At 68.1% G+C, this 20,131-nt stretch carries 22 protein-coding genes; 16 read left to right on the top strand and 6 right to left on the bottom strand.

Features of this window, described 5'->3' with window-relative positions; translation table 11 throughout:
- Nucleotides 1-20: 20 nt before the first annotated feature.
- The 13 genes from DID98_RS13260 (at nt 21) to DID98_RS13200 (ending at nt 10,574) form a co-directional block, all read left to right on the top strand.
- Entirely contained in the window at nt 21-377 is a 357-nt protein-coding gene (locus DID98_RS13260; RefSeq protein WP_124520936.1) for a phenol hydroxylase subunit P4, read from the top strand.
- Nucleotides 378-402: 25 nt separating this feature from the next.
- A complete protein-coding gene (locus DID98_RS13255) occupies nt 403-1,467 on the top strand; it encodes an NADH:ubiquinone reductase (Na(+)-transporting) subunit F (protein WP_124520935.1) in 1,065 nt (354 codons plus the stop codon).
- 1 nt (nt 1,468) lies between these two features.
- Complete coding sequence (locus DID98_RS13250) at nt 1,469-1,825, top strand: 2Fe-2S iron-sulfur cluster-binding protein (RefSeq protein ID WP_044845461.1); 357 nt, start codon at nt 1,469-1,471, stop codon at nt 1,823-1,825.
- Between the two features lie 25 nt (nt 1,826-1,850).
- A complete protein-coding gene (locus DID98_RS13245) occupies nt 1,851-2,795 on the top strand; it encodes a catechol 2,3-dioxygenase (RefSeq protein ID WP_124520933.1) in 945 nt (314 codons plus the stop codon).
- Nucleotides 2,796-2,816: 21 nt separating this feature from the next.
- The gene (locus DID98_RS13240; RefSeq protein ID WP_124520930.1) at nt 2,817-3,266 is read left to right on the top strand and encodes a heme-binding protein; all 450 of its coding nucleotides are present in this window, start codon (nt 2,817-2,819) and stop codon (nt 3,264-3,266) included.
- A 99-nt stretch (nt 3,267-3,365) separates the two neighbouring features.
- Complete coding sequence (locus DID98_RS13235; protein WP_124520928.1) at nt 3,366-4,877, top strand: 2-hydroxymuconic semialdehyde dehydrogenase; 1,512 nt, start codon at nt 3,366-3,368, stop codon at nt 4,875-4,877.
- Between the two features lie 28 nt (nt 4,878-4,905).
- On the top strand, nt 4,906-5,688 hold the full coding sequence (dmpE, locus tag DID98_RS13230; protein ID WP_124520926.1) for a 2-oxopent-4-enoate hydratase: 783 nt from the start codon (nt 4,906-4,908) through the stop codon (nt 5,686-5,688).
- 41 nt (nt 5,689-5,729) lie between these two features.
- A complete protein-coding gene (locus DID98_RS13225; RefSeq protein WP_124520924.1) occupies nt 5,730-6,650 on the top strand; it encodes an acetaldehyde dehydrogenase (acetylating) in 921 nt (306 codons plus the stop codon).
- Nucleotides 6,651-6,694: 44 nt separating this feature from the next.
- Nucleotides 6,695-7,741, top strand: coding sequence for a 4-hydroxy-2-oxovalerate aldolase (gene dmpG, locus DID98_RS13220; protein ID WP_044845455.1), 1,047 nt, complete (start codon nt 6,695-6,697; stop codon nt 7,739-7,741).
- A complete protein-coding gene (dmpH, locus tag DID98_RS13215; protein ID WP_044845454.1) occupies nt 7,738-8,526 on the top strand; it encodes a 2-oxo-3-hexenedioate decarboxylase in 789 nt (262 codons plus the stop codon). The genes dmpG and dmpH overlap by 4 nt, the downstream gene beginning before the upstream one ends.
- Nucleotides 8,527-8,550: 24 nt before the next feature.
- Entirely contained in the window at nt 8,551-8,745 is a 195-nt protein-coding gene (locus DID98_RS13210) for a 2-hydroxymuconate tautomerase (RefSeq protein ID WP_257129466.1), read from the top strand.
- 37 nt (nt 8,746-8,782) lie between these two features.
- Nucleotides 8,783-9,604, top strand: coding sequence for an alpha/beta fold hydrolase (locus tag DID98_RS13205; protein WP_124520922.1), 822 nt, complete (start codon nt 8,783-8,785; stop codon nt 9,602-9,604).
- A gap of 67 nt (nt 9,605-9,671) precedes the next feature.
- Complete coding sequence (locus tag DID98_RS13200) at nt 9,672-10,574, top strand: transporter (RefSeq protein ID WP_124520920.1); 903 nt, start codon at nt 9,672-9,674, stop codon at nt 10,572-10,574.
- Between the two features lie 84 nt (nt 10,575-10,658).
- On the opposite strand, the gene hndA is transcribed toward DID98_RS13200, so the two are convergent.
- Nucleotides 10,659-11,609, bottom strand: coding sequence for a 2-hydroxy-1-naphthoic acid nonoxidative decarboxylase (gene hndA / locus DID98_RS13195; RefSeq protein ID WP_124520918.1), 951 nt, complete (start codon nt 11,607-11,609; stop codon nt 10,659-10,661).
- A gap of 121 nt (nt 11,610-11,730) precedes the next feature.
- Between hndA and DID98_RS13190 the strand changes: the two genes are divergently transcribed.
- Nucleotides 11,731-12,615, top strand: a complete 885-nt coding sequence (locus tag DID98_RS13190; protein WP_124520916.1) for a LysR substrate-binding domain-containing protein — start codon at nt 11,731-11,733, stop codon at nt 12,613-12,615.
- A gap of 29 nt (nt 12,616-12,644) precedes the next feature.
- Here DID98_RS13190 and dbpA read toward each other — a convergent pair whose 3' ends face one another.
- The 5 genes from dbpA to DID98_RS13165 all read right to left on the bottom strand — a co-directional run bounded on the left by dbpA (nt 12,645) and on the right by DID98_RS13165 (nt 17,711).
- Nucleotides 12,645-14,042 (bottom strand): ATP-dependent RNA helicase DbpA, encoded by a 1,398-nt coding sequence (gene dbpA / locus DID98_RS13185; RefSeq protein ID WP_124520914.1) that lies wholly within the window; start codon nt 14,040-14,042, stop codon nt 12,645-12,647.
- Nucleotides 14,039-14,236 (bottom strand): hypothetical protein, encoded by a 198-nt coding sequence (locus tag DID98_RS13180; protein ID WP_044845448.1) that lies wholly within the window; start codon nt 14,234-14,236, stop codon nt 14,039-14,041. Before DID98_RS13180 ends, dbpA begins: the two co-directional genes overlap by 4 nt.
- 430 nt (nt 14,237-14,666) lie before the next feature.
- Complete coding sequence (gene mqo / locus DID98_RS13175; RefSeq protein WP_124487085.1) at nt 14,667-16,310, bottom strand: malate dehydrogenase (quinone); 1,644 nt, start codon at nt 16,308-16,310, stop codon at nt 14,667-14,669.
- Between the two features lie 521 nt (nt 16,311-16,831).
- Entirely contained in the window at nt 16,832-17,161 is a 330-nt protein-coding gene (locus tag DID98_RS13170) for a hypothetical protein (RefSeq protein WP_124521005.1), read from the bottom strand.
- Nucleotides 17,162-17,222: 61 nt separating this feature from the next.
- On the bottom strand, nt 17,223-17,711 hold the full coding sequence (locus tag DID98_RS13165) for an Lrp/AsnC family transcriptional regulator (protein WP_044845446.1): 489 nt from the start codon (nt 17,709-17,711) through the stop codon (nt 17,223-17,225).
- 125 nt (nt 17,712-17,836) lie between these two features.
- Here DID98_RS13165 and DID98_RS13160 point away from each other — a divergent pair, with 125 nt between their 5' ends.
- Both DID98_RS13160 and DID98_RS13155 read left to right on the top strand, forming a co-directional pair.
- Nucleotides 17,837-18,874, top strand: a complete 1,038-nt coding sequence (locus DID98_RS13160; RefSeq protein ID WP_124520912.1) for a histone deacetylase family protein — start codon at nt 17,837-17,839, stop codon at nt 18,872-18,874.
- Between the two features lie 70 nt (nt 18,875-18,944).
- The gene (locus tag DID98_RS13155) at nt 18,945-20,090 is read left to right on the top strand and encodes a branched-chain amino acid ABC transporter substrate-binding protein (protein WP_124520910.1); all 1,146 of its coding nucleotides are present in this window, start codon (nt 18,945-18,947) and stop codon (nt 20,088-20,090) included.
- Nucleotides 20,091-20,131: the final 41 nt, after the last annotated feature.

Below are 20,131 nucleotides of genomic sequence, written 5' to 3'. Positions count from 1 at the left end.
CGGGCCGACAGGAGACAAACATGGCCGTCATCGCGCTCAAACCCTACGACTTCCCGATGAAGGACGCCATCGGGAAGTTTCCGGCGCCGCTGCTCTACGTGTGCTGGGAAGACCACCTGATGTTCCCGGCGCCGTTCTGCCTGCCGCTGCCGCCCGACCTGCCGTTCGGCGCGCTAGCCGACAAGGTGCTGCCGCCCGTCTATGGCTATCACCCCGACTTCGCGAAGATCGACTGGGATCGCGTCGCGTGGTTTCGCTCCGGCGAGCCGTGGACGCCCGACGCAGCGAAGAGCCTGGCCGACAACGGCCTCGGGCACAAGGACCTGATCAGCTTCCGCACGCCGGGCCTCGACGGCCTCGGCGGCGCGAGCTTCTGACCGCCACGCGGACGAGCGAACCATCATGAGCCATCAACTTACCATCGAGCCGCTGGGCGTGACGATCGAGGTCGAGGAAGGACAGACGATGCTCGACGCCGCGCTGCGCCAGGGCATCTACATTCCGCACGCGTGCTGTCACGGCCTCTGCGGCACCTGCAAGGTCGCCGTGCTCGACGGCGAAACCGATCTCGGCGACGCGAACCCGTTCGCGCTGATGGATTTCGAGCGCGAGGAAGGCAAGGCGCTCGCGTGCTGCGCGACGCTGCAGGCCGACACCGTGATCGAGGCCGACGTCGACGAGGAGCCCGACGCGGAGATCATCCCGGTCAAGGACTTCGCGGCCGACGTCACGCGCATCGAGCAGCTCACGCCGACCATCAAGTCGATCCGCCTGAAGCTGTCGCAGCCGATCCATTTCCAGGCGGGCCAGTACGTGCAGCTCGAGATTCCCGGCCTCGGGCAGAGCCGTGCGTTCTCGATCGCGAACGCGCCGGCCGACGTCGCGGCCACCGGCGAGATCGAGCTGAACGTGCGGCAGGTGCCGGGCGGGCTCGGCACCGGTTATCTGCACGAGCAGCTCGCGACGGGCGACCGCGTGCGGCTGTCGGGCCCGTACGGCCGCTTCTTCGTGCGCCGCTCGGCCGCGCGGCCGATGATCTTCATGGCCGGCGGATCGGGGCTGTCGAGCCCGCGCTCGATGATCGCCGATCTGCTCGCGAGCGGCGTCACCGCGCCGATCACGCTGGTCTACGGCCAGCGCAACGCGAAGGAGCTGTACTACCACGACGAATTCCGCGCGCTCGCCGAACGCCATCCGAACTTCACGTACGTGCCGGCGCTGTCCGAAGGCGCGCCGGATGCGGGCGGCGACGTCGCGCAAGGGTTCGTGCACGACGTCGCGAAGGCGCATTTCGACGGCGACTTCTCGGGGCACCAGGCATACCTGTGCGGACCGCCCGCGATGATCGACGCGTGCATCACGACGCTGATGCAGGGGCGCCTGTTCGAGCGCGACATCTATCACGAGAAGTTCATCTCGGCGGCGGACGCGCAACAGACGCGCAGCCCGCTGTTCCGGCGGGTGTGACATGGACGCGGGCCGCGTATGCGGGACGGTCCGGATCGCGCAGACCGACGAGCGCTATGCGTGCGTGTCCGGCGAGTCGCTGCTGGCCGGCATGGCGAAGCTCGGCCGGCGCGGCATTCCGGTCGGCTGCCTGAACGGTGGGTGTGGCGTATGCAAGGTGCGTGTGCTGCGCGGCGCGGTGCGCAAGCTCGGGCCGATCAGCCGAGCGCACGTGAGCGCGGAGGAGGAAAGCGACGGCTATGCGCTTGCGTGCCGCGTCGTGCCGGACGGCGACGTCGAACTCGAAGTGGCCGGCCGGTTGAAAAAGCCGTTCTTCTGCGGCGCGTCCTGTGCAGGCGCGCCGGCGATCGACAAGTAATCAGGAAACCAGGAGGAGACACATCATGGGTGTGATGCGTATTGGTCATGTCAGTCTGAAAGTGATGGACATGGAAGCGGCGCTGCGTCATTACGTGCGCGTGCTCGGCATGCAGGAGACGATGCGCGACGCGGCAGGCAACGTCTACCTGAAATGCTGGGACGAATGGGACAAGTATTCGCTGATCCTGTCGCCGTCCGATCAGGCGGGGCTCAAGCATGCCGCGTACAAGGTCGAGCACGACGCGGATCTGGACGCGCTGCAGCAGCGTATCGAAGCATACGGAATCGCGACCGAGATGCTGCCCGAAGGCGCGCTGCCGGCGGTCGGGCGTCAATTGCGGTTCCTGCTGCCGAGCGGGCACGAGCTGCGCCTGTTCGCGAAGAAGGAGCTGGTGGGCACCGCGGTCGGCTCGCTGAACCCCGATCCGTGGCCCGACGACGTGCCGGGCTCGGCCGTGCACTGGCTCGACCACTGCCTGCTGATGTGCGAGCTGAATCCGGAGGCCGGCGTGAACCGCGTCGAGGAGAACACGCGCTTCATGGCCGAGTGTCTCGACTTCCACTTGGCGGAACAGGTGATGGTCGGCCCGGGCAACACGATCCAGGCCGCGACGTGGATGTTCCGCAGCACGACGCCGCACGACATCGCGTTCGTCGGCGGCCCGCGCAACGGGCTGCATCACATCGCGTTCTTCCTCGACGACTGGGCCGACGTGCTGAAGTCGGCCGACGTGATGGCGAAGAACAAGGTGAAGATCGACGTCGCGCCGACGCGGCACGGGATCACGCGCGGCACCACGATCTACTTCTTCGATCCGAGCGGCAACCGCAACGAGACGTTCGCGGGGCTCGGCTATCTCGCGCAACCCGATCGCCCTGTCACCACGTGGACCGAGGAGGAACTCGGGCGCGGGATCTTCTTCCACTCCGGCGAGCTGAACGAAGCGTTCACGACCGTCTATACCTGACCCGCGAAGGAGCGCAGCGCAATGAACCGAAACGATACGACCCGCAGCGTCGAGCTGCGCACGATCGACTGGCCTGACGCCGCGCGTGCCGCGCAGGCGGCGGCCGAGGCCGCCGGGCGGCTCGGCGTGCGCGTGAACGTCGCGGTCGTCGATGCGGCCGGGCTGCTCGCGGCGTTCGTGCGCATGCCCGGCGCGCCGCTGCATTCGATCGACATCGCGATCGACAAGGCGTACACGGCCGCGAGCTTCGGTCTGCCGACCGGCGCGTGGCACGCCGCCCTGGCGTCGCACTCGGACGCCGTGCGGCAGGGCCTCGTGCTGCGACCGCGCTTCGTCGCATTCGGCGGCGGGCTGCCGATCGTCGACGACGGTGCATTGATCGGCGGCATCGGCGTGTCGGGCGGCAGCGAGGCACAGGACGCGCAATGCGCGCAGGCGGGGCTCGATGCGGCCGGCCTTGGCGGGTCGTGACGCGCGGCATGCGACACGGCAAGACACGGCACGACATCGCACGCGAACACGCTTCACGAACCCACGGATCACGGATTCACGACTATCGGTAACTCCATCATGTACGACACCGAACCCAACGCCGCGAAATGCGGCCCCGCCGGCGGGCAGCCGGAACCGCGGCGCGTCCGCAACTTCATCGACGGCGACTATCGCGCGGGCGAGCGCTGGTTCGACAAGCGCTCGCCGCTCGACAACGCGGTGATCGCGCGCGTGGCCGAAGCGAGCCGTGCCGACGTCGACGCGGCGGTGCAGGCCGCCCGCGCGGCGCTGGCCGGCCCGTGGGGCAGCCTGACGGTCGCGCAGCGCGTCGAGCTGCTGTATGCGGTGGCCGACGGCATCACGCGCCGCTTCGACGATTTCCTCGAAGCGGAAGTGGCCGACACCGGCAAGCCGGTGAGCCTCGCGAGCCATATCGACATTCCGCGCGGCGCCGCGAACTTCAAGGTATTCGCCGACGTCGTGAAGAACGTGCCCGGCGAAACCTTCGAGATGGCGACGCCTGACGGCGCGGGCGCGCTCAACTACGCGATCCGCCGGCCGGTCGGCGTGGTCGGCGTGATCTGCCCGTGGAACCTGCCGCTGCTGCTGATGACGTGGAAGGTCGGGCCCGCGCTCGCGTGCGGCAACACGGTGGTCGTGAAGCCGTCGGAGGAGACGCCGCAGACGGCCGCGCTGCTCGGCGAAGTGATGAACGCGGCGGGCGTGCCGCGCGGCGTCTACAACGTCGTGCACGGCTTCGGGCCGGCTTCGGCCGGCGAATTCCTGACGACCCATCCGGGCGTGAACGCGATCACGTTCACCGGCGAGACGCGCACCGGCGCGGCCATCATGAAGGCGGCGGCCGACGGCGCGCGGCCCGTCAGTCTCGAGATGGGCGGCAAGAACGCGGCGATCGTGTTCGCCGACTGCGACTTCGACGCGGCCGTCGAAGGCACGTTGCGCTCGTGCTTCGCGAACGCGGGGCAGGTCTGCCTCGGCACCGAGCGCGTGTATGTCGAGCGTCCGCTGTTCGAGCGCTTCGTCGCGGCGCTGAAGGCCGGCGCCGAGCAGTTGCAACCCGGCCGCCCGGAAGCGGCGTCGACCGGCCTCGGCCCGCTGATCAGCCAGGAGCATCGCAACAAGGTGCTGTCGTATTACCGCAAGGCGGCCGAACTCGGCGCGACGATCGTGACGGGCGGCGGCGTGCCCGACATGCCCGACGACCTGCGCGGCGGCGCGTGGGTGCAGCCGACGATCTGGACCGGCCTCGGCGACGATTCGCCGATCGCGCGCGACGAGATCTTCGGGCCGTGCACGCTCGTGATGCCGTTCGATTCGGAAGCCGAAGTGATCGGCCGCGCGAACGCGAATGCGTACGGGCTGTCGACCGCGATCTGGACGACCAGCCTGTCGCGCGCGCATCGCGTCGCGGCGTCGATCGACGTCGGCATCGCGTGGGTCAATTCGTGGTTCCTGCGCGACCTGCGCACCGCGTTCGGCGGCGCGAAGCAATCGGGCATCGGCCGCGAGGGCGGCGTGCATTCGCTCGAGTTCTACACGGAGCTGCGCAACGTCTGCGTGAAGCTCTGACCCAACCGTTACTGACCGGAACACTCTTATGGACTCCACGTTGATTACCACGCTGGGCGACCGGCTGTACGACGCGATGACGTCGCGCGAACCGATCGCGCCGCTGACGTCACAGCACGAGGACCTGTCGGTCGACGACGCGTACCGCATCCAGCAGCGCTTCTTGCAGCGCCGCCTCGATGCGGGCGAGACCGTGATCGGCAAGAAGATCGGCGTCACGTCGAGGGCGGTGATGGATATGCTCGGCGTGTACCAGCCGGACTTCGGCTACCTGCTGTCGGGCATGGTGGTCGGCGACGGCGAGTGCATCGCGCTCGACACGCTGATCCAGCCGAAGGCCGAAGGCGAGATCGCGTTCGTGCTGAAGCGCGACCTGCTCGGCCCCGGCGTGACGAACGCGATGGTGCTGGCGGCGACCGAATGCGTGATGCCGTGCTTCGAGATCGTCGATTCGCGCATTCGCGACTGGAAGATCCGCATCGGCGACACGGTCGCCGACAACGCGTCGTGCGGCGTGTTCGTGCTTGGCGACAAGGCCGTGAGCACGCGCAGCGTCGACCTGTCGACCTGCGGGATGGTGCTCGAGAAGAACGGCGACGTGATCGGCACCGGAGCCGGCGCGGCCGCGCTCGGCTCGCCGGTGAACGCGGTCGCGTGGCTCGCCAACACGCTCGGCCGCCTCGGCATTCCGCTGAAGGCCGGCGAAGTGATCCTGTCCGGCGCGCTCGCCGCGATGGCGCCGGCCGCGCGCGGCGACAACTTCCGCGTGTCGATCGGTGGGATCGGCGCGTGTTCGGTGCGGTTCGCGTGAGCGCCGCCCGTTCTCCTTTCCACGCTAACGAGGCATTCCCCATGACCCGAAAGATCCGTTGCGCGCTGATCGGTCCCGGCAACATCGGCACCGACCTGCTCGCCAAGCTGATGCGCAGCCCCGTGCTCGAACCCGTGTGGATGGTCGGCATCGATCCCGATTCCGACGGCCTGAAACGCGCGCGCGAACTCGGCCTCAAGACCACCGCGGACGGCGTCGACGGCCTGCTGCCGCACGTGCAGGCGGACGGCGTGCAGATCGCGTTCGATGCGACGAGCGCGTACGTCCACGCGGAAAACAGCCGCAAGCTCAATGCGCTCGGCGTGCTGATGATCGACCTGACGCCGGCCGCGATCGGTCCGTACTGCGTGCCGCCGGTCAACCTGAAGGACCACATCGGCTCCGGCGAGATGAACGTCAACATGGTCACCTGCGGCGGCCAGGCGACGATCCCGATGGTGCGCGCGATCTCGCGCGTGCAGCCGGTCGCGTACGGCGAGATCGTCGCGACCGTGTCGTCGCGCTCGGTCGGCCCCGGCACGCGCAAGAACATCGACGAATTCACGCGCACGACGGCCGCGGCGGTCGCGCAGGTCGGCGGCGCGAAGGCGGGCAAGGCGATCATCGTGATCAACCCGGCCGACCCGCCGCTGATCATGCGCGACACCGTGCACTGCCTGACGGAGAGCGCGCCCGAAGAAGCGCGCATCGTCGAATCGGTGCACGCGATGATCGCCGACGTGCAGCGCTACGTGCCCGGCTACCGGCTCGTCAACGGGCCGGTGTTCGACGGCAATCGCGTGTCGGTCTATCTCGAGGTCGAAGGCCTCGGCGACTACCTGCCGAAATACGCGGGCAACCTCGACATCATGACGGCCGCCGCCGCGCGCACCGCCGAGATGTTCGCCGAGGAACTGCTGGCCGGCCGCCTCGCGCTGGCATCGGCCGCGCAGGCGGCCTGATGCCCGCAGACGCGACTTCCACGACCGGACGAAAAGGAACGGAAATGAATCTCAAAGGCAAGCGAATCACCGTCCACGACATGACGCTGCGTGACGGCATGCACCCGAAGCGTCACCAGATGACGCTCGACCAGATGCGCTCGATCGCGAGCGGGCTCGACGCGGCCGGCGTGCCGCTGATCGAAGTCACGCACGGCGACGGCCTCGGCGGCTCGTCGGTGAACTACGGCTTTCCCGCGCATACCGACGCGGAATACCTCGGCGCGGTCATCCCGCTGCTGAAGCGCGCGAAGGTGTCGGCGCTGCTGCTGCCGGGCATCGGCACCGTCGATCACCTGAAGGAAGCGCACGCGCTCGGCGTGCATACGATCCGCGTCGCGACGCACTGCACCGAGGCGGACGTCTCCGAGCAGCACATCGCGATGGCGCGCAAGCTCGACATGGATACCGTCGGCTTCCTGATGATGAGCCACATGAACAGCCCGGAAGGGCTGGTGAAGCAGGCGAAGCTGATGGAGTCGTACGGCGCGAACTGCATCTACATCACCGACTCGGCGGGCTACATGCTGCCCGACGACGTGAAGGCGCGCCTCGGCGCGGTGCGCGACGCGCTGCAGCCCGACACGGAGCTGGGCTTTCACGGTCACCACAACCTCGCGATGGGCGTCGCGAACTCGATCGCCGCGATCGAGGCCGGCGCGAACCGGATCGACGGCGCGGCGGCGGGGCTCGGCGCCGGCGCCGGCAACACGCCGCTCGAAGTGTTCGTCGCCGTGTGCGAGCGGATGGGCATCGAAACCGGTGTCGACGTGTGGAAGATCCAGGACGTCGCCGAGGATCTCGTCGTGCCGATGATGGATTTCCCGATCCGGATCGACCGCGACGCGCTGACGCTCGGCTATGCGGGCGTCTATGGGTCGTTCCTGCTGTTCGCGAAGCGGGCGGGCGACAAATACGGGATTCCGGCGCGCGACATCCTCGTCGAGCTTGGCCGGCGCGGGATGGTCGGCGGCCAGGAGGACATGATCGAGGACACCGCGCTGACGCTCGCGAAGGCGCGCGCGGCGCAAGCGAAGCGGGAGGCCGCATGAACCTGTCGACCGACACGATCGAGGCGCTCGCCGCGCATCTCGACGACTGCATGCGTGAAGCATGCGACACACCGAAGATCACCGACCGTCATCCGGAGATGGACTGGGACGACGCCTACGCGGTGCAGGATGCGATCCGCCGCCGGCAGCTCGCGCGCGGCGCGCGGATCGTCGGCTACAAGGCCGGCCTGACGTCGCACGCGAAGATGCGGCAGATGGGCGTCGACACGCCCGTGTTCGGTTTCCTCACCGACGTCTACGACCTGCCCGACGGCGGCGAGTGCGACACGTCCGCACTGATCCATCCGAAGGTCGAGCCGGAAATCGCGTTCGTGACGAAGGCGGAACTGAAGGGGCCCGGCTGCCACGTCGGCGCGGTGCTCGCCGCGACCGATTTCGTCGTCGCCGGGATCGAGGTGATCGATAGCCGCTACCGCGATTTCAAGTTCGACCTGAAGAGCGTGGTGGCCGACAACACGTCGGCCGCGCGCTTCGTCGCGGGCGGCCGCCCGCTGCCGGTGGACGGCGTCGACCTGCGCACGCTCGGCATCGTGCTCGAGAAGAACGGGCTGCCGGTCGCATTCGGCGCCGGCGCGGCCGTGCTCGGGCATCCGGCCGCGGCGATCGCGATGCTCGCGAACCATCTCGGCGCGCGCGGCGAGTCGATCCCGGCGGGCAGCCTGATCCTGTCGGGCGGCATCACGGAGGCGGTGGCCGTCGCGGCCGGCGACAACGTGACGCTGCGCGTGCAGGACATCGGCTCGGTCGGCCTGCGCTTCATCTGAACGTTCCGAACGCAACGGGAGGCCATCGTGCCGGTAGCTCATCTGTACATCCTGGAAGGCCGCGACGACGACAAGAAGGAACGTCTGATCGCGGAAGTCACCGAAGCCATCCATCGCTCGCTCGACGCACCGCTCGAATCGGTGCGCGTGATCATCACCGAGATGCCGAAGGCGCATTTCGGGATCGGCGGGCAGAGCGCGAAGAAACGCGGGCGCTGACGCGCCGCGCGCCACCGAAACCGACTGGAGAAGCATCATGTCAAGCAATCCCGAACTGGGCCGCCGGATCGTCGCGGCCGGTCTCGACACCAACTATCACGACCTCGGCGACGGGCCGCCGGTGCTGCTGATCCACGGCTCGGGGCCGGGCGTCACGGCCTATGCGAACTGGCGGCTCACGATGCCCGCGCTTGCCGCGCAGTTTCGCGTGATCGCGCCGGACATGGCCGGCTTCGGCGAAACCGAGCGGCCGCGCGATTACGTGTATTCGATGGACCACTGGGTCGACCACGCACTCGGCCTGCTCGATGCGCTCGACGTCGAGCGCGCGCACGTGATCGGCAACTCGTTCGGCGGCGCGCTCGCGCTCGCGCTGGCGATCCGCGCGCCCGAACGGGTCGGCCGGCTCGTGCTGATGGGCGCGGCCGGCACGCGCTTCACGCTCACCGAAGGGCTCGACGCCGTGTGGGGCTATACGCCGTCGATCGGGAACATGCGCGGCCTGCTGGACATCTTCGCGTTCGATCGCACGCTGGTGAACGACGAGCTCGCGAAGCTGCGCTACGCCGCGAGTGTGCGGCCCGGCTACCAGGAGGCGTTCGCGAACATGTTTCCCGCGCCGCGTCAGCGCTGGGTCGATGCGCTCGCGAGCGACGAGGCGAAACTGCGCGCGCTGCCGCACGAGACGCTGATCGTGCACGGCCGCGAGGACCGCGTCATTCCGCTCGACAGCTCGACGCGGCTGCTGGAACTGCTGCCGAATGCGCAGCTGCACGTGTTCGGCCGCTGCGGACACTGGACGCAGATCGAGCACGCGGCGCGCTTCAACCGGCTCGTGATCGAGCACTTCAACGAATAGCCGGCGGGGGCGGCGCGCGGGACGACCATAAAAAATCAATTCAGTAGAACGAATATTGGAGACATCGATGAAACGAAAGGCTGCATTCGGACTGGTTTCGCTCGCCGCGTGCGCGGGCATGGCGCTGAGCACCGGCGCGTTTGCAACGGAGGGCGGCGGCGACACGATCGGCGAGGGCGCGGAAGCGTTCTTCGCCGGCGCGCTGCCGCCGGCCGGGCTGTACGCGCTGCTGTACTACACGCACTACCATGCATCGCGCTTCAACGATTCGCACGGCAACGGTTCGGTGCCAGGATTCAAGCTCGATGCCGACGTGCTGATTCCGCGCGTCGTGTGGATGTCGAACCTGTCGGTGCTCGGCGGGCGCTACGGTGCGTATGCGGTGCTGCCGATGGAGCATCTGGCGCTGGATGCGGGCGGCGCGTCGTTCGACCGCACCAATCTCGGCGACCTGATCGTCAGCCCCGCGCTGATCGCGTGGGGATCGGGCGCGTTGCGCACCGTCGCGGCGATCGAATTCGTGTTCCCGACCGGCCAGTACGACATGCATGCGGCGCTGAATACCGGCAAGAACTACTACACCGCGCGGCCGGTGTTCGGCGTGACGTGGCTGCCGAACGACAAGATCGAGGTGTCCGCGAAGATCACGTACAGCTTCAACTCGCCGAACAACGACACCCATTACCACTCGGGCAACCTGTTCCACATCGATTACTCGGCGAGCTACGCGGTCACGCCGAAGGCGCGCGTCGGGCTGTCGGGCTACTTCGTCAAGCAGACCACCGACGACATGCAGAACGGCCAGCCGGTCGCGGGCGACGGCTTTCGCGGACAGACGTTCGCGATCGGCCCCGGTGTCCGTTACCAGTTCGGCAAGGTCAGCCTGGAAGCGCGCGTCGTGAAGGAATTCTTCGTGCGCAACCGGCCGGCCGGCGAGGCCGTTTGGGCGAAGGCCGTCATTCCGTTCTGACGGTGCCGCGCGGCGCGGACGGCCGCGGGCGGTTGCGCGCGTGACGCCGCCGCGATGGGGCGTCACGCGGCACTGCGTCGCGCGTTATCGCGCGAGTGCGGCGAGGCGCGGGAACAGCGGCAGCGCGTTCGCGCGATTGAGCGCAGCGTGCCGGTCGGCGCCCAGCGCGGCATACGCGTCCTGCGCGGCGGTGAACGACGTGCCGACGGCCGGCGGCGCATACGGGAAGTCGCTGCCGTACAGCACGCGATCCGGTTGCGCGAACGCGGTGAGGCTCGGCAGCGCGGACGGCGACGACAGCGCGGTGTCGAAGTAGAACGTGCGCAGCAGGTCGAGCAGCCCGTCGCGATCCGGCACGTCGTTGCGCACGCCCGGCGCGAGTTCGGCAAAGCGGTACGCGGTGTACGGCAGGAAGCCGCCGGCGTGCGACAGGATGATGCGCACGTTCGGGTAGCGCGCGATCACGCCGTTGAGCACGAGCTGCAGCGCGGTGCGCGTCGTATCGAACGGGTAGTCGAGCAGCGGGCCGGGCATGCCGGGCAGCACGTCGATCGCGGGCTTGGCCGGATGAATGAACACCACCGCGTGGCGGCGATCCAGCGCGGCCCACACGGCGTCGAATGCCGCATCGCCGAGATAGGTGCCGCCGTAGTTGCTGAGCAGCACGACGCCGTCGGCCTTCAGCGTGTCGAACGCGTGATCAATCTCGGCGAGCGTGCCGTCGACGTCGGGCAGCGGCAGTGTCGCGAAGTTGCCGAAGCGGGTCGGCCGTTGCGCGACGAGGCCGGCCACGTATTCGTTGACCTGGCGCGCCATGTCGCGCTTGGCCTGGCCGTTCCAGCCCTGCACGCCGGGCGCCGTCAGCGACAGCACGCCGGTCTGGATCTCCAGCGAGTCCATGAACGCAAGCGCGGCTTCCGGGCTCCAGGTCGGGCTGCCCCAGCCGGACGGATCGCCGCCGTGCGACGGGAGGGCTGCGGCCCAGAACGGCGGGACGACATGCTGGTGAACATCGATGCGGTTGCGGTCGGACACGACGGGGCTCCTTGCAGGTGGGCTGTGACGCAGCGGATGACCATCAGGATGCGCGCGCTTGATTTTTCATTCCAATAGATTAAATTTCGAGATTAATCGTTTCGGGTGATCAATCGACCGTATGGACCTTCGCCATTTGCGCTACTTTCTCGCGGTTGCCGAAGAAGGGCATTTCGGCCGCGCGGCGGAGCGGCTCCATATCGTGCAGCCCGCGTTGAGCGCGCAGATCCGCGCGCTCGAGGAGGAACTGGGCGCGACGCTGTTCGAGCGCAGCACCCGCAAGGTGCTGCTGACCGACGCGGGCCGCTTGCTCGTGGCCGAAGCGCGGCACACGCTCGAGCAGGCCGCGCGCGCGAAGACGGTCGTGCAGCGCGCGGCGCGCGGCGAGACGGGCGTGGTGCGGATCGGCTTCGTCGGCAATGCGGTCGCGACGGGGCGGCTGTCCGACGACCTGAGCGCGTTTCACGCGGCGTGGCCGGAAGTGGCGCTCGACCTGCACGAAATGGCGCCGGCCGCGCAGCAGGACGCGATCCTGGCGGGCCGGCTCGACATCGGCTATTGCCCGGCCTTCGGCACGGCGTTCGATCCGAAGCTGGCCGTGCGCACGATCGGCAGCTGGGCGTGGGACGTGATGATGAGCGACCGGCATGCGCTCGCGAAGCGGCGCTCGGTGAGCGTCGCGGCGCTCGCGGACGAACCGTTCATTTTCTATGCCGCCGACGGCGACGACGAAGGGCAGCTGGCGATCCTGCGGCGGGTGCTCGGCAAGACGCCGCACATCGCGCACAAGGTGAGCAGCACGCTGTCGGTGCTGGCGCTGACGGGCGCCGGTCTCGGCGTGGCGCTGGTGCCGGCGCCGCTCAGCCGGATCGCGGCGCCGAACGTCGTGTACCGGAAACTCGCCGGCAGCGTGCCGGGGTCCGAACTCGTCGCGCTCAGCCGCAGCGGCGCGGAATGGGGCGCGGTACGGCAGTATCTGGCGATGCTGAGCGGGCGCGCGGCATGAGCGTCGCGGCGCGCGCCGGCATCACCGCGTCACTCTTCGTCCATCAACCGGACCTTGACTCGCTTGCCCTTGATCTTCCCCGCATTGAGCTTGCGCAGCGCGTCGCGCGCGACGCCGCGCTCGACCGCGACATAGGTCGAGAACTCGGTCACGTTGATCTTGCCGATCTGCTTGCCGTCGAAACCCGCATCGCCGGTCAGCGCGCCGAGCACGTCGCCCGGGCGGATCTTGTCCTTGCGTCCGCCGAGGATCTGCAGCGTTTCCATCGGCGGCAGCAGCGTGTCGTTGCCGGCCGGCTTCAGTTCCGCGAGCGGATGCCATTCGACGTCGCGCTTCTGCGCCTGCTCGATCGCGCCGACGCGGCCCATCTCGTCCATGCTGGCGAGGCTCAGCGCCCAGCCTTCCTGGTCCGCGCGGCCGGTGCGGCCGATGCGGTGCACGTGCACTTCGGGGTCGGGCGTCACGTCGACGTTGATCACGGCCTCGAGCTGCGCGATGTCGAGCCCGCGCGCGGCCACGTCGGTCGCGACCAGCACCGAGCAGCTGCGGTTCGCGAACTGGATCAGCACCTGGTCGCGTTCGCGCTGTTCGAGCTCGCCGTGCAGCGCGAGCGCGTGGAAGCCCTGCGCGTGCAGCACGTCGAGCAGGTCGCGGCATTGCTGCTTGGTGTTGCAGAACGCGATCGTGCTCACCGGCCGGTAGTGGTTCAGCAACTGGCCGACCGCGTGCAGCCGCTCGGTTTCCGTCACTTCGTAGAAGCGCTGGCGGATCTTGCTGTCGTCGTGGCGCTCCTCGAGCTTCACTTCCTTCGGATTGCGCAGGAACTGCTGGCTCAGCTTCGCGATGCCGTCCGGGTAGGTCGCCGAGAACAGCAGCGTCTGGCGCGTCGTCGGGCACATGCGCGCGACTTTCGCGATGTCGTCGAAGAAGCCCATGTCGAGCATCCGGTCGGCTTCGTCGAGCACGAGCGTGTTCAGCGCGTCGAGCTTCAGGTTGCCGCGGTCGAGGTGATCCATGATGCGGCCCGGCGTGCCGACGACGATGTGCGCACCGTGCTCGAGGCTCTGCGCCTGCGGGCGCATCGGCGTGCCGCCGCACAGCGTCAGCACCTTCACGTTTTCCTCGGCGCGCGCGAGGCGGCGCACTTCCTGCGCGACCTGGTCGGCGAGTTCGCGGGTCGGGCACAGGATCATCGCCTGCACGTCGAAGCGGCGCGCGTCGAGGCGCGCCAGCAGCGCGAGCGAAAACGCGGCGGTCTTGCCGCTGCCCGTCTTCGCCTGCGCGATCAGGTCCTGGCCGGCCAGCGCGACCGGCAGGCTCGCGGCCTGGATCGGCGTCATGTCGACATAGCCGAGCTGCGCGAGGTTCGCGAGCGTGGCGGGCGTCAGCGGCAGCGCGCTGAAGGGCGTGGCGGTCGGCTGGGTCATTCGAGGTCTCCGAGGTAAGGCTTGCCTTCCATCTGTTCGTAGGCGACGTTGCCTTCATCGTCCTCGAAGCGTTCGAGATAGTTGCGCGCGCCGCACAGCGGGCAGCGGAACAGCAGCCCCTGGCCTTCGTCCTTGATGACGACGTCGGACGTTTCCCACTGCGTGCCGCAGCTCTGGTTTCGGCAAGTAAACACGGTCTTTCTCCAGCTGAATTCGGTTGGTGGCGCGCCCGGGCGGGCGCGGCAACGAAGTGCGGCGCTCGCGCGGCTCGGGCGCGGGCCGCACCGGCGGTCGCGTGGACCGCGTCGATGCGGATGGTGGATCGGTGGCGACGGTGTCGCGCGTGCCCGCAATTCTAGCGGATGCGGGACGGTGGCTGGGGCGACCGGCCCCGCGCGGCCCGCAGCGGGGTCATCGGCAGCGGGTCGGCCGGTGGCGGAGGGCCGGTGGCGGAGGGCCGGTGGCGGACGGCCCCCGCAGCGGGCGATCGGCCGTGGTGCGGCGGGCGGTATGGCAGCCGGTGAAGCCTACGCAGGACGCAGCACGCAGCGCCGTCCGCATTCGCGATGAAAAACGGCCGCCCCGAAGGCGGCCGTGCGATGCGGCGAAACGGGACCGGACGCGTTACAGCGCCATGTCGGCCGCCGCCTTCGCGGGGCGCGCCGGAGCCGTGCCCGTCGCCTGCGACGGCGCCGTCAGGTCGATCTTCGGCGGCGGCGACAGCTGCAGCACGCCGCTCGTATAGGTCCATTCCTCGACGACCTTCGCCGGGCTGTCGTTCAGCTTCGTGCCGTAGCTCGGCACGATCTGGCGGAGCTTCTGCTGCCATTCGGGCGTCGCGACCTTGTCCTTGAACACCTTCTGCATCAGGCTCAGCATGATCGGCGCGGCCGTCGACGCGCCCGGCGATGCGCCGAGCAGGCCCGCGATGCTGCCGTCCTGCGAGCTGACGATCTCGGTGCCGAGCTTCAGCACGCCGCCCTTCTTCGGGTCGCGCTTGATGATCTGCACGCGCTGGCCGGCCTGCCACAGGCGCCAGTCTTCCTTCTTCGCGTCCGGGAAGTACTCCTTCAGCGCGTTGAAGCGGTCGTCGTCGGACAGCATCAGCTGGCCGGCGAGATACTCGACGAGCGGGAATTCGTCGACGCCCACGCGCATCATCGGCGCGACGTTGTGCAGGTTGGTGCTCTTCGCGAGGTCGAAGTACGAGCCGTTCTTCAGGAACTTGGTCGAGAACGTCGCGAACGGTCCGAACAGGATGATCTTCTTGCCGTCGATGATGCGCGTGTCGAGGTGCGGCACCGACATCGGCGGCGAGCCGACCGACGCCTTGCCGTACGCCTTCGCGAGGTGGCGCTTCACGACCTCGGGGTTGTCGGTCACGAGGAACGAGCCGCCCACGGGAAACGCGCCGTAGTCCTTCGCCTCGGGGATGCCCGACGCCTGCAGCAGGTGCAGCGCACCGCCGCCCGCGCCGATGAACACGAACTTCGCGTCGACGGCCTGCGGCGGTTCATCCGAATGCAGCTTCACCCACGACACGTGCCACGTGCCATCCGCGTTGCGCGAGATCTCGCGCACTTCGCTCGACAGCGACAGCGTGAAGTTCGGCTGGGTCTTCAGGTAGCCGACGAACTGGCGCGTGATCTCGCCGAAGTTCACGTCGGTGCCGATCGGCGTCCACGTTGCCGCGACCTTCTGGTTGCGGTCGCGGCCTTCCATCATCAGCGGCACCCACTGCTTGATCTGGTCGTAGTCTTCCGAATACTGCATGCCGCGGAACAGCGGGCTCGCCTGCAGCGCGTCGTAGCGCTTCTTCAGGAAGCGGACGTTGTCGTCGCCCCACACGAAGCTCATGTGCGGCGTCGAGTTGATGAACGAGTGCGGGTTCTTCAGCACGCCCTGCCGGACCTGCCAGGCCCAGAACTGGCGCGAGATCTGGAACGACTCGTTGATCTCGATCGCCTTCGAGATGTCGATCTTGCCGTCCGCCTTCTCCGGCGTGTAGTTCAGCTCGGCGAGCGCCGAGTGGCCGGTGCCCGCGTTGTTCCAGCCGTTCGAGCTTTCCAGTGCGACGCCGTCGAGGCGCTCGACCATCGTCATCGACCAGTCGGGCTGCAGCTCGTGGAGCCACACGCCGAGCGTCGAGCTCATGATGCCGCCGCCCACCAGCAGGACGTCGACCTTCTTCGTATCGGCGGCATGCGCGGACGACGTCGCGACGCACAGCGCGAGCGCCGACAGTATTACCCGTAACGTTTTGATCACAGCAGATCCCTTTTTCAACTTGGATGCATCGGTTTGCCATGCCGCCCGGCCGATGCGGATTCGCAACCGGATCGCGCATCCGGAGATCCGGATCGCGAATCCGGAATTCCGGACCGACCGCGTTCACCGTTGCATTTGCGCACGCGAGGCCGTTGCGAAGGACACCTTCGGATCGGCTTCATGTACGCGTGCAATCGGCTGCTTCGCGGTCGTGCGACAGGCGCGCAGGCCCTTGCTGCGGGCCTCGCCGGAAGGCGTTTCAGACCGCGTCGAAAGCGGCCGCGCGCAATGCGTTCCGCGGGGCGGGATGGCAAGGGGCGCGTAATATAACCGAACTCGATTGCCGTGTCGCTCGCGCGGAATATCCCTGATTTCGTGGGGTTTTTTGTGTGTCCGGGTTTCCGGAATGACGGTGCGCGGAACGGGAAAAACGGCGGGATCAGCGGGGCGAAACGCGCGCATCGCGCTTGCACTTCATCGGGGCGCGACGTTGCATCGCGACCCGGTCACATCGCATTACTTCACTTCGCTGCGCCGTTCCGGCAGAACTGCTCGTATCCCTGCGCCGAGTTCGCGAAGCCATGCGCCTTCGCAAGTTCCCACGGGCGCTCGCATTGTCGGGTCGTGTCGCACCAGGCATAACCGGCCGAGCCGATGCAGCCGTGCGCGTCGCGATCGCCGCCGACCATCGGCGGGGCGGCTTCGGTAGCCTGGGCGGTCTGCGTGCCCTGCGGGTCCTGCCCGGCGACATTGGGTGGAAGCGGGGCAGGCGGTTGCGTCGCGCACGCGCCCAATGCAAACGCGAGAGCGATCGCGGCGGCAAGCGGCGCGGAAGGAATGCAATGTTTCATGCGGTAGCGCTCCATGAGATGAAGGTCGACAGCGGATGCCCGTGCGCGGGCGCTTGATCGATCACGCGTCCGGCACCGGCACGCGCGACGAGAACTTGACCTCGCGCAGCGCGAGGCTCGACTGGATCGACGACACGCCAGCCTGCTTTCTCAGCACGCGTTCGACGAATTCCGCATACGTGTCGAGATCGGCGGCGACGACCTGCAGGATGTAGTCGGCCGCGCCGGTGATCTTGTGGCACGACGTCACTTCGTCGTGACGCCGCATCACGTCCTCGAAGTGATCCGAATCCTGGTCCGAATGCATGTTGAACGTGACCTGCACGAACGCGAACACGTTCATGCCGAGCGCGCGGCGGTCGAGGTTCGCCTGGTAGCCGGTGATCACGCCTTCGTCTTCTAGCCGCTTGCGCCGCCGCCAGCACGGCGTGACGCTCAGCGACAACCGTTCGCCGAGCGTCGCGTTGGACAGCGCGCCGTCTTCCTGCAGCAGGCGGAGCATCGCGCGATCGACGCCGTCCAGCTCTACCGAAGCGCGATTTTTGCTCATTTCCGGGTCTCCGTAGACGGTTTTCTCAAAATTGTACGAAACGAAGAGTTGAAAAGCAAAGTTATTGCCGGCTGGCCTCAATAGACTGTTGCCACCCCTCACAGCCTTCACTGCAACGGTCAACCATGCTCACGGTCTACAGCAGCGATCACCATCTGCACCGCGGCGTCGAACTGAAGGACGGCGCGATCACCGATTCGTTCGAGAACCCCCTTCGTGCCGAAACGGTGCTCGCGCAGGTCCGCGCGGCCGGCCTCGGCGACGTGATCGCGCCGCGCGCGTTCGACCGCTCGAGCTATGCCGGCGCGCACAGCGCGCGCTATGTCGACTTTCTCGCCGGCGCATGGGGCGAATGGGCCGCGACCGGCCGCACCTGCCAGGCGCTGCCGCTCGTGTGGCCCGTGCGCGCGATGCCGTCGGCGGCGACGCTGCCCGACTTCATCGACGGCAAGCTCGGCTTCTTCGCGATGGATGCCGGTGCGCCGATCAACGCCGGCACGTGGGACGCGGTGAGCGCGAGCGCGAACTCGGCGCTCACCGGCGCCGACCTGCTGGCGAACGGCAGCGCGCGCGCGGCGTTCGCGCTGTGCCGTCCGCCCGGCCACCATGCGGGCCGCGAGTACATGGGCGGCTACTGCTACCTGAACAACGCGGCGATCGCCGCGCAGCACGGCATCGCGAGCGGTGCGGCGCGCGTCGCGGTGCTGGACGTCGACTTCCATCATGGCAACGGCACGCAAGACATCTTCTACGAGCGTTCGGACGTGTTGTTCGCGTCGCTGCACGGCGAGCCGGCGGTGTCGTATCCGTACTTCTCGGGCCATGCCGACGAGCGCGGCGCGGGCGCGGGCGAAGGCTTCAACCTGAACCTGCCGCTGCCGAAGGGCACGCAGTGGGACACCTACTCGGCGGCGCTCGGCCAGGCCACTGCCGCGATCGCGAAGCACGCGCCCGACCTGCTCGTCGTGTCGCTCGGCGTCGACACGTTCGAGCACGATCCGATCAGCCATTTCAAGCTGCGCTCGCCCGACTACCTGCGGATCGGCGCCGCGCTCGCGCGCCTGAACCTGCCGACGCTGTTCGTGATGGAAGGCGGCTACATGGTCGAGGAAATCGGTATCAACGCGGTGAACGTGCTGCTCGGCTTCGAAGGGCGCGCGTGAGCGCATCGCTTTGCCTGCAATCGACGATGGTACGAATCACGAACCAACAGCGACAAGGAAGGAGACGAACATGAATCGGAATCGGCATCGGAACAAGGCGGCATGCGCGGTCGCGCTGGCGTGTGCACTATTCGCGCTGTCCGCGCACGCGGACGAGATCGTGCGCATCGGGCACGTCGCGCCGCTGACCGGCGCGATCGCGCATCTCGGCAAGGACAGCGAGAACGGCGCGCGGCTCGCGGTCGAGGAAATCAACGCGAAGGGGCTCGCGATCGGCGGCAGGAAGGTCACGCTGCAGCTCGACGCGCAGGACGACGCGGGCGACCCGCGCACCGCGACGCAGGTCGCGCAGCGGCTCGTCGACGACAAGGTGGTCGGCGTCGTCGGCCATCACAACTCGGGTACGTCGATTCCCGCATCGCGCGTCTATCGCGACGGCGGCGTCGTGCAGATCTCGCAGGCCGCGACCAACCCGACCTACACGCAGCAGGGCTTCAAGACGACCTATCGCGTCGTCGCGACCGATGCGCAGCAAGGGCCCGCGCTCGCGATGTACGCGGCGAAGCACCTGGGCATCAGGACGGTCGCCGTGGTCGACGATTCGACCGCGTACGGGCAGGGCCTCGCGACCGAGTTCGAAAAGGCGGCGAAAGCGGCCGGGATGAAGATCGTCTCGCGCGATGCGACCAACGACAAGGCGATCGACTTCCGCGCGATCCTAACGAAGATCAAGGGCGAGAACCCCGACGCGATCATGTACGGCGGGATGGACGCGACGGGCGGTCCGCTCGCGAAGCAGGCGCGCCAGCTCGGCATGCGCGCGAAGATCCTCGCCGGCGACGGCGTGTGCTCGACCGACCTGCCGAAGCTCGCGGGCTCGGCATCGGACAACGTCGTGTGCTCGGAAGCCGGCATCGCGCTCGAGAAGATGCCGGGCGGCGCGGCGTTCGTGAAGCGTTACGAGGCGCGCTATCGCCAGCCGATGCAGGTGTATGCACCGTTCTCGTACGACGCGGTGTACATCATCGTCGACGCGATGAAGCGCGCGAACTCGACGGACCCGGCGAAGGTGCTCGCCGCGATGCCGGCGACCGACTATCGCGGCGTGATCGGCGAAACGAGCTTCACGCCGCAGGGCGACCTGAAGCACGGTGCGATCTCGGTATTCACTTACAAGAGCGGCAGGAAGGCGCTGCTCGATATCGTCAGGATGTGATGCGAGCGGGGCGCACGGCGCAGCGCGCCATGCGCGGTCGT

Origin of the sequence: Burkholderia sp. Bp8984 (assembly GCF_003853755.1) — a bacterium.
Lineage (GTDB): Bacteria > Pseudomonadota > Gammaproteobacteria > Burkholderiales > Burkholderiaceae > Burkholderia.
The sequence above is the reverse complement of the archived record's forward strand: the minus strand, read 5'-3'. Positions and strand labels throughout refer to the sequence as shown.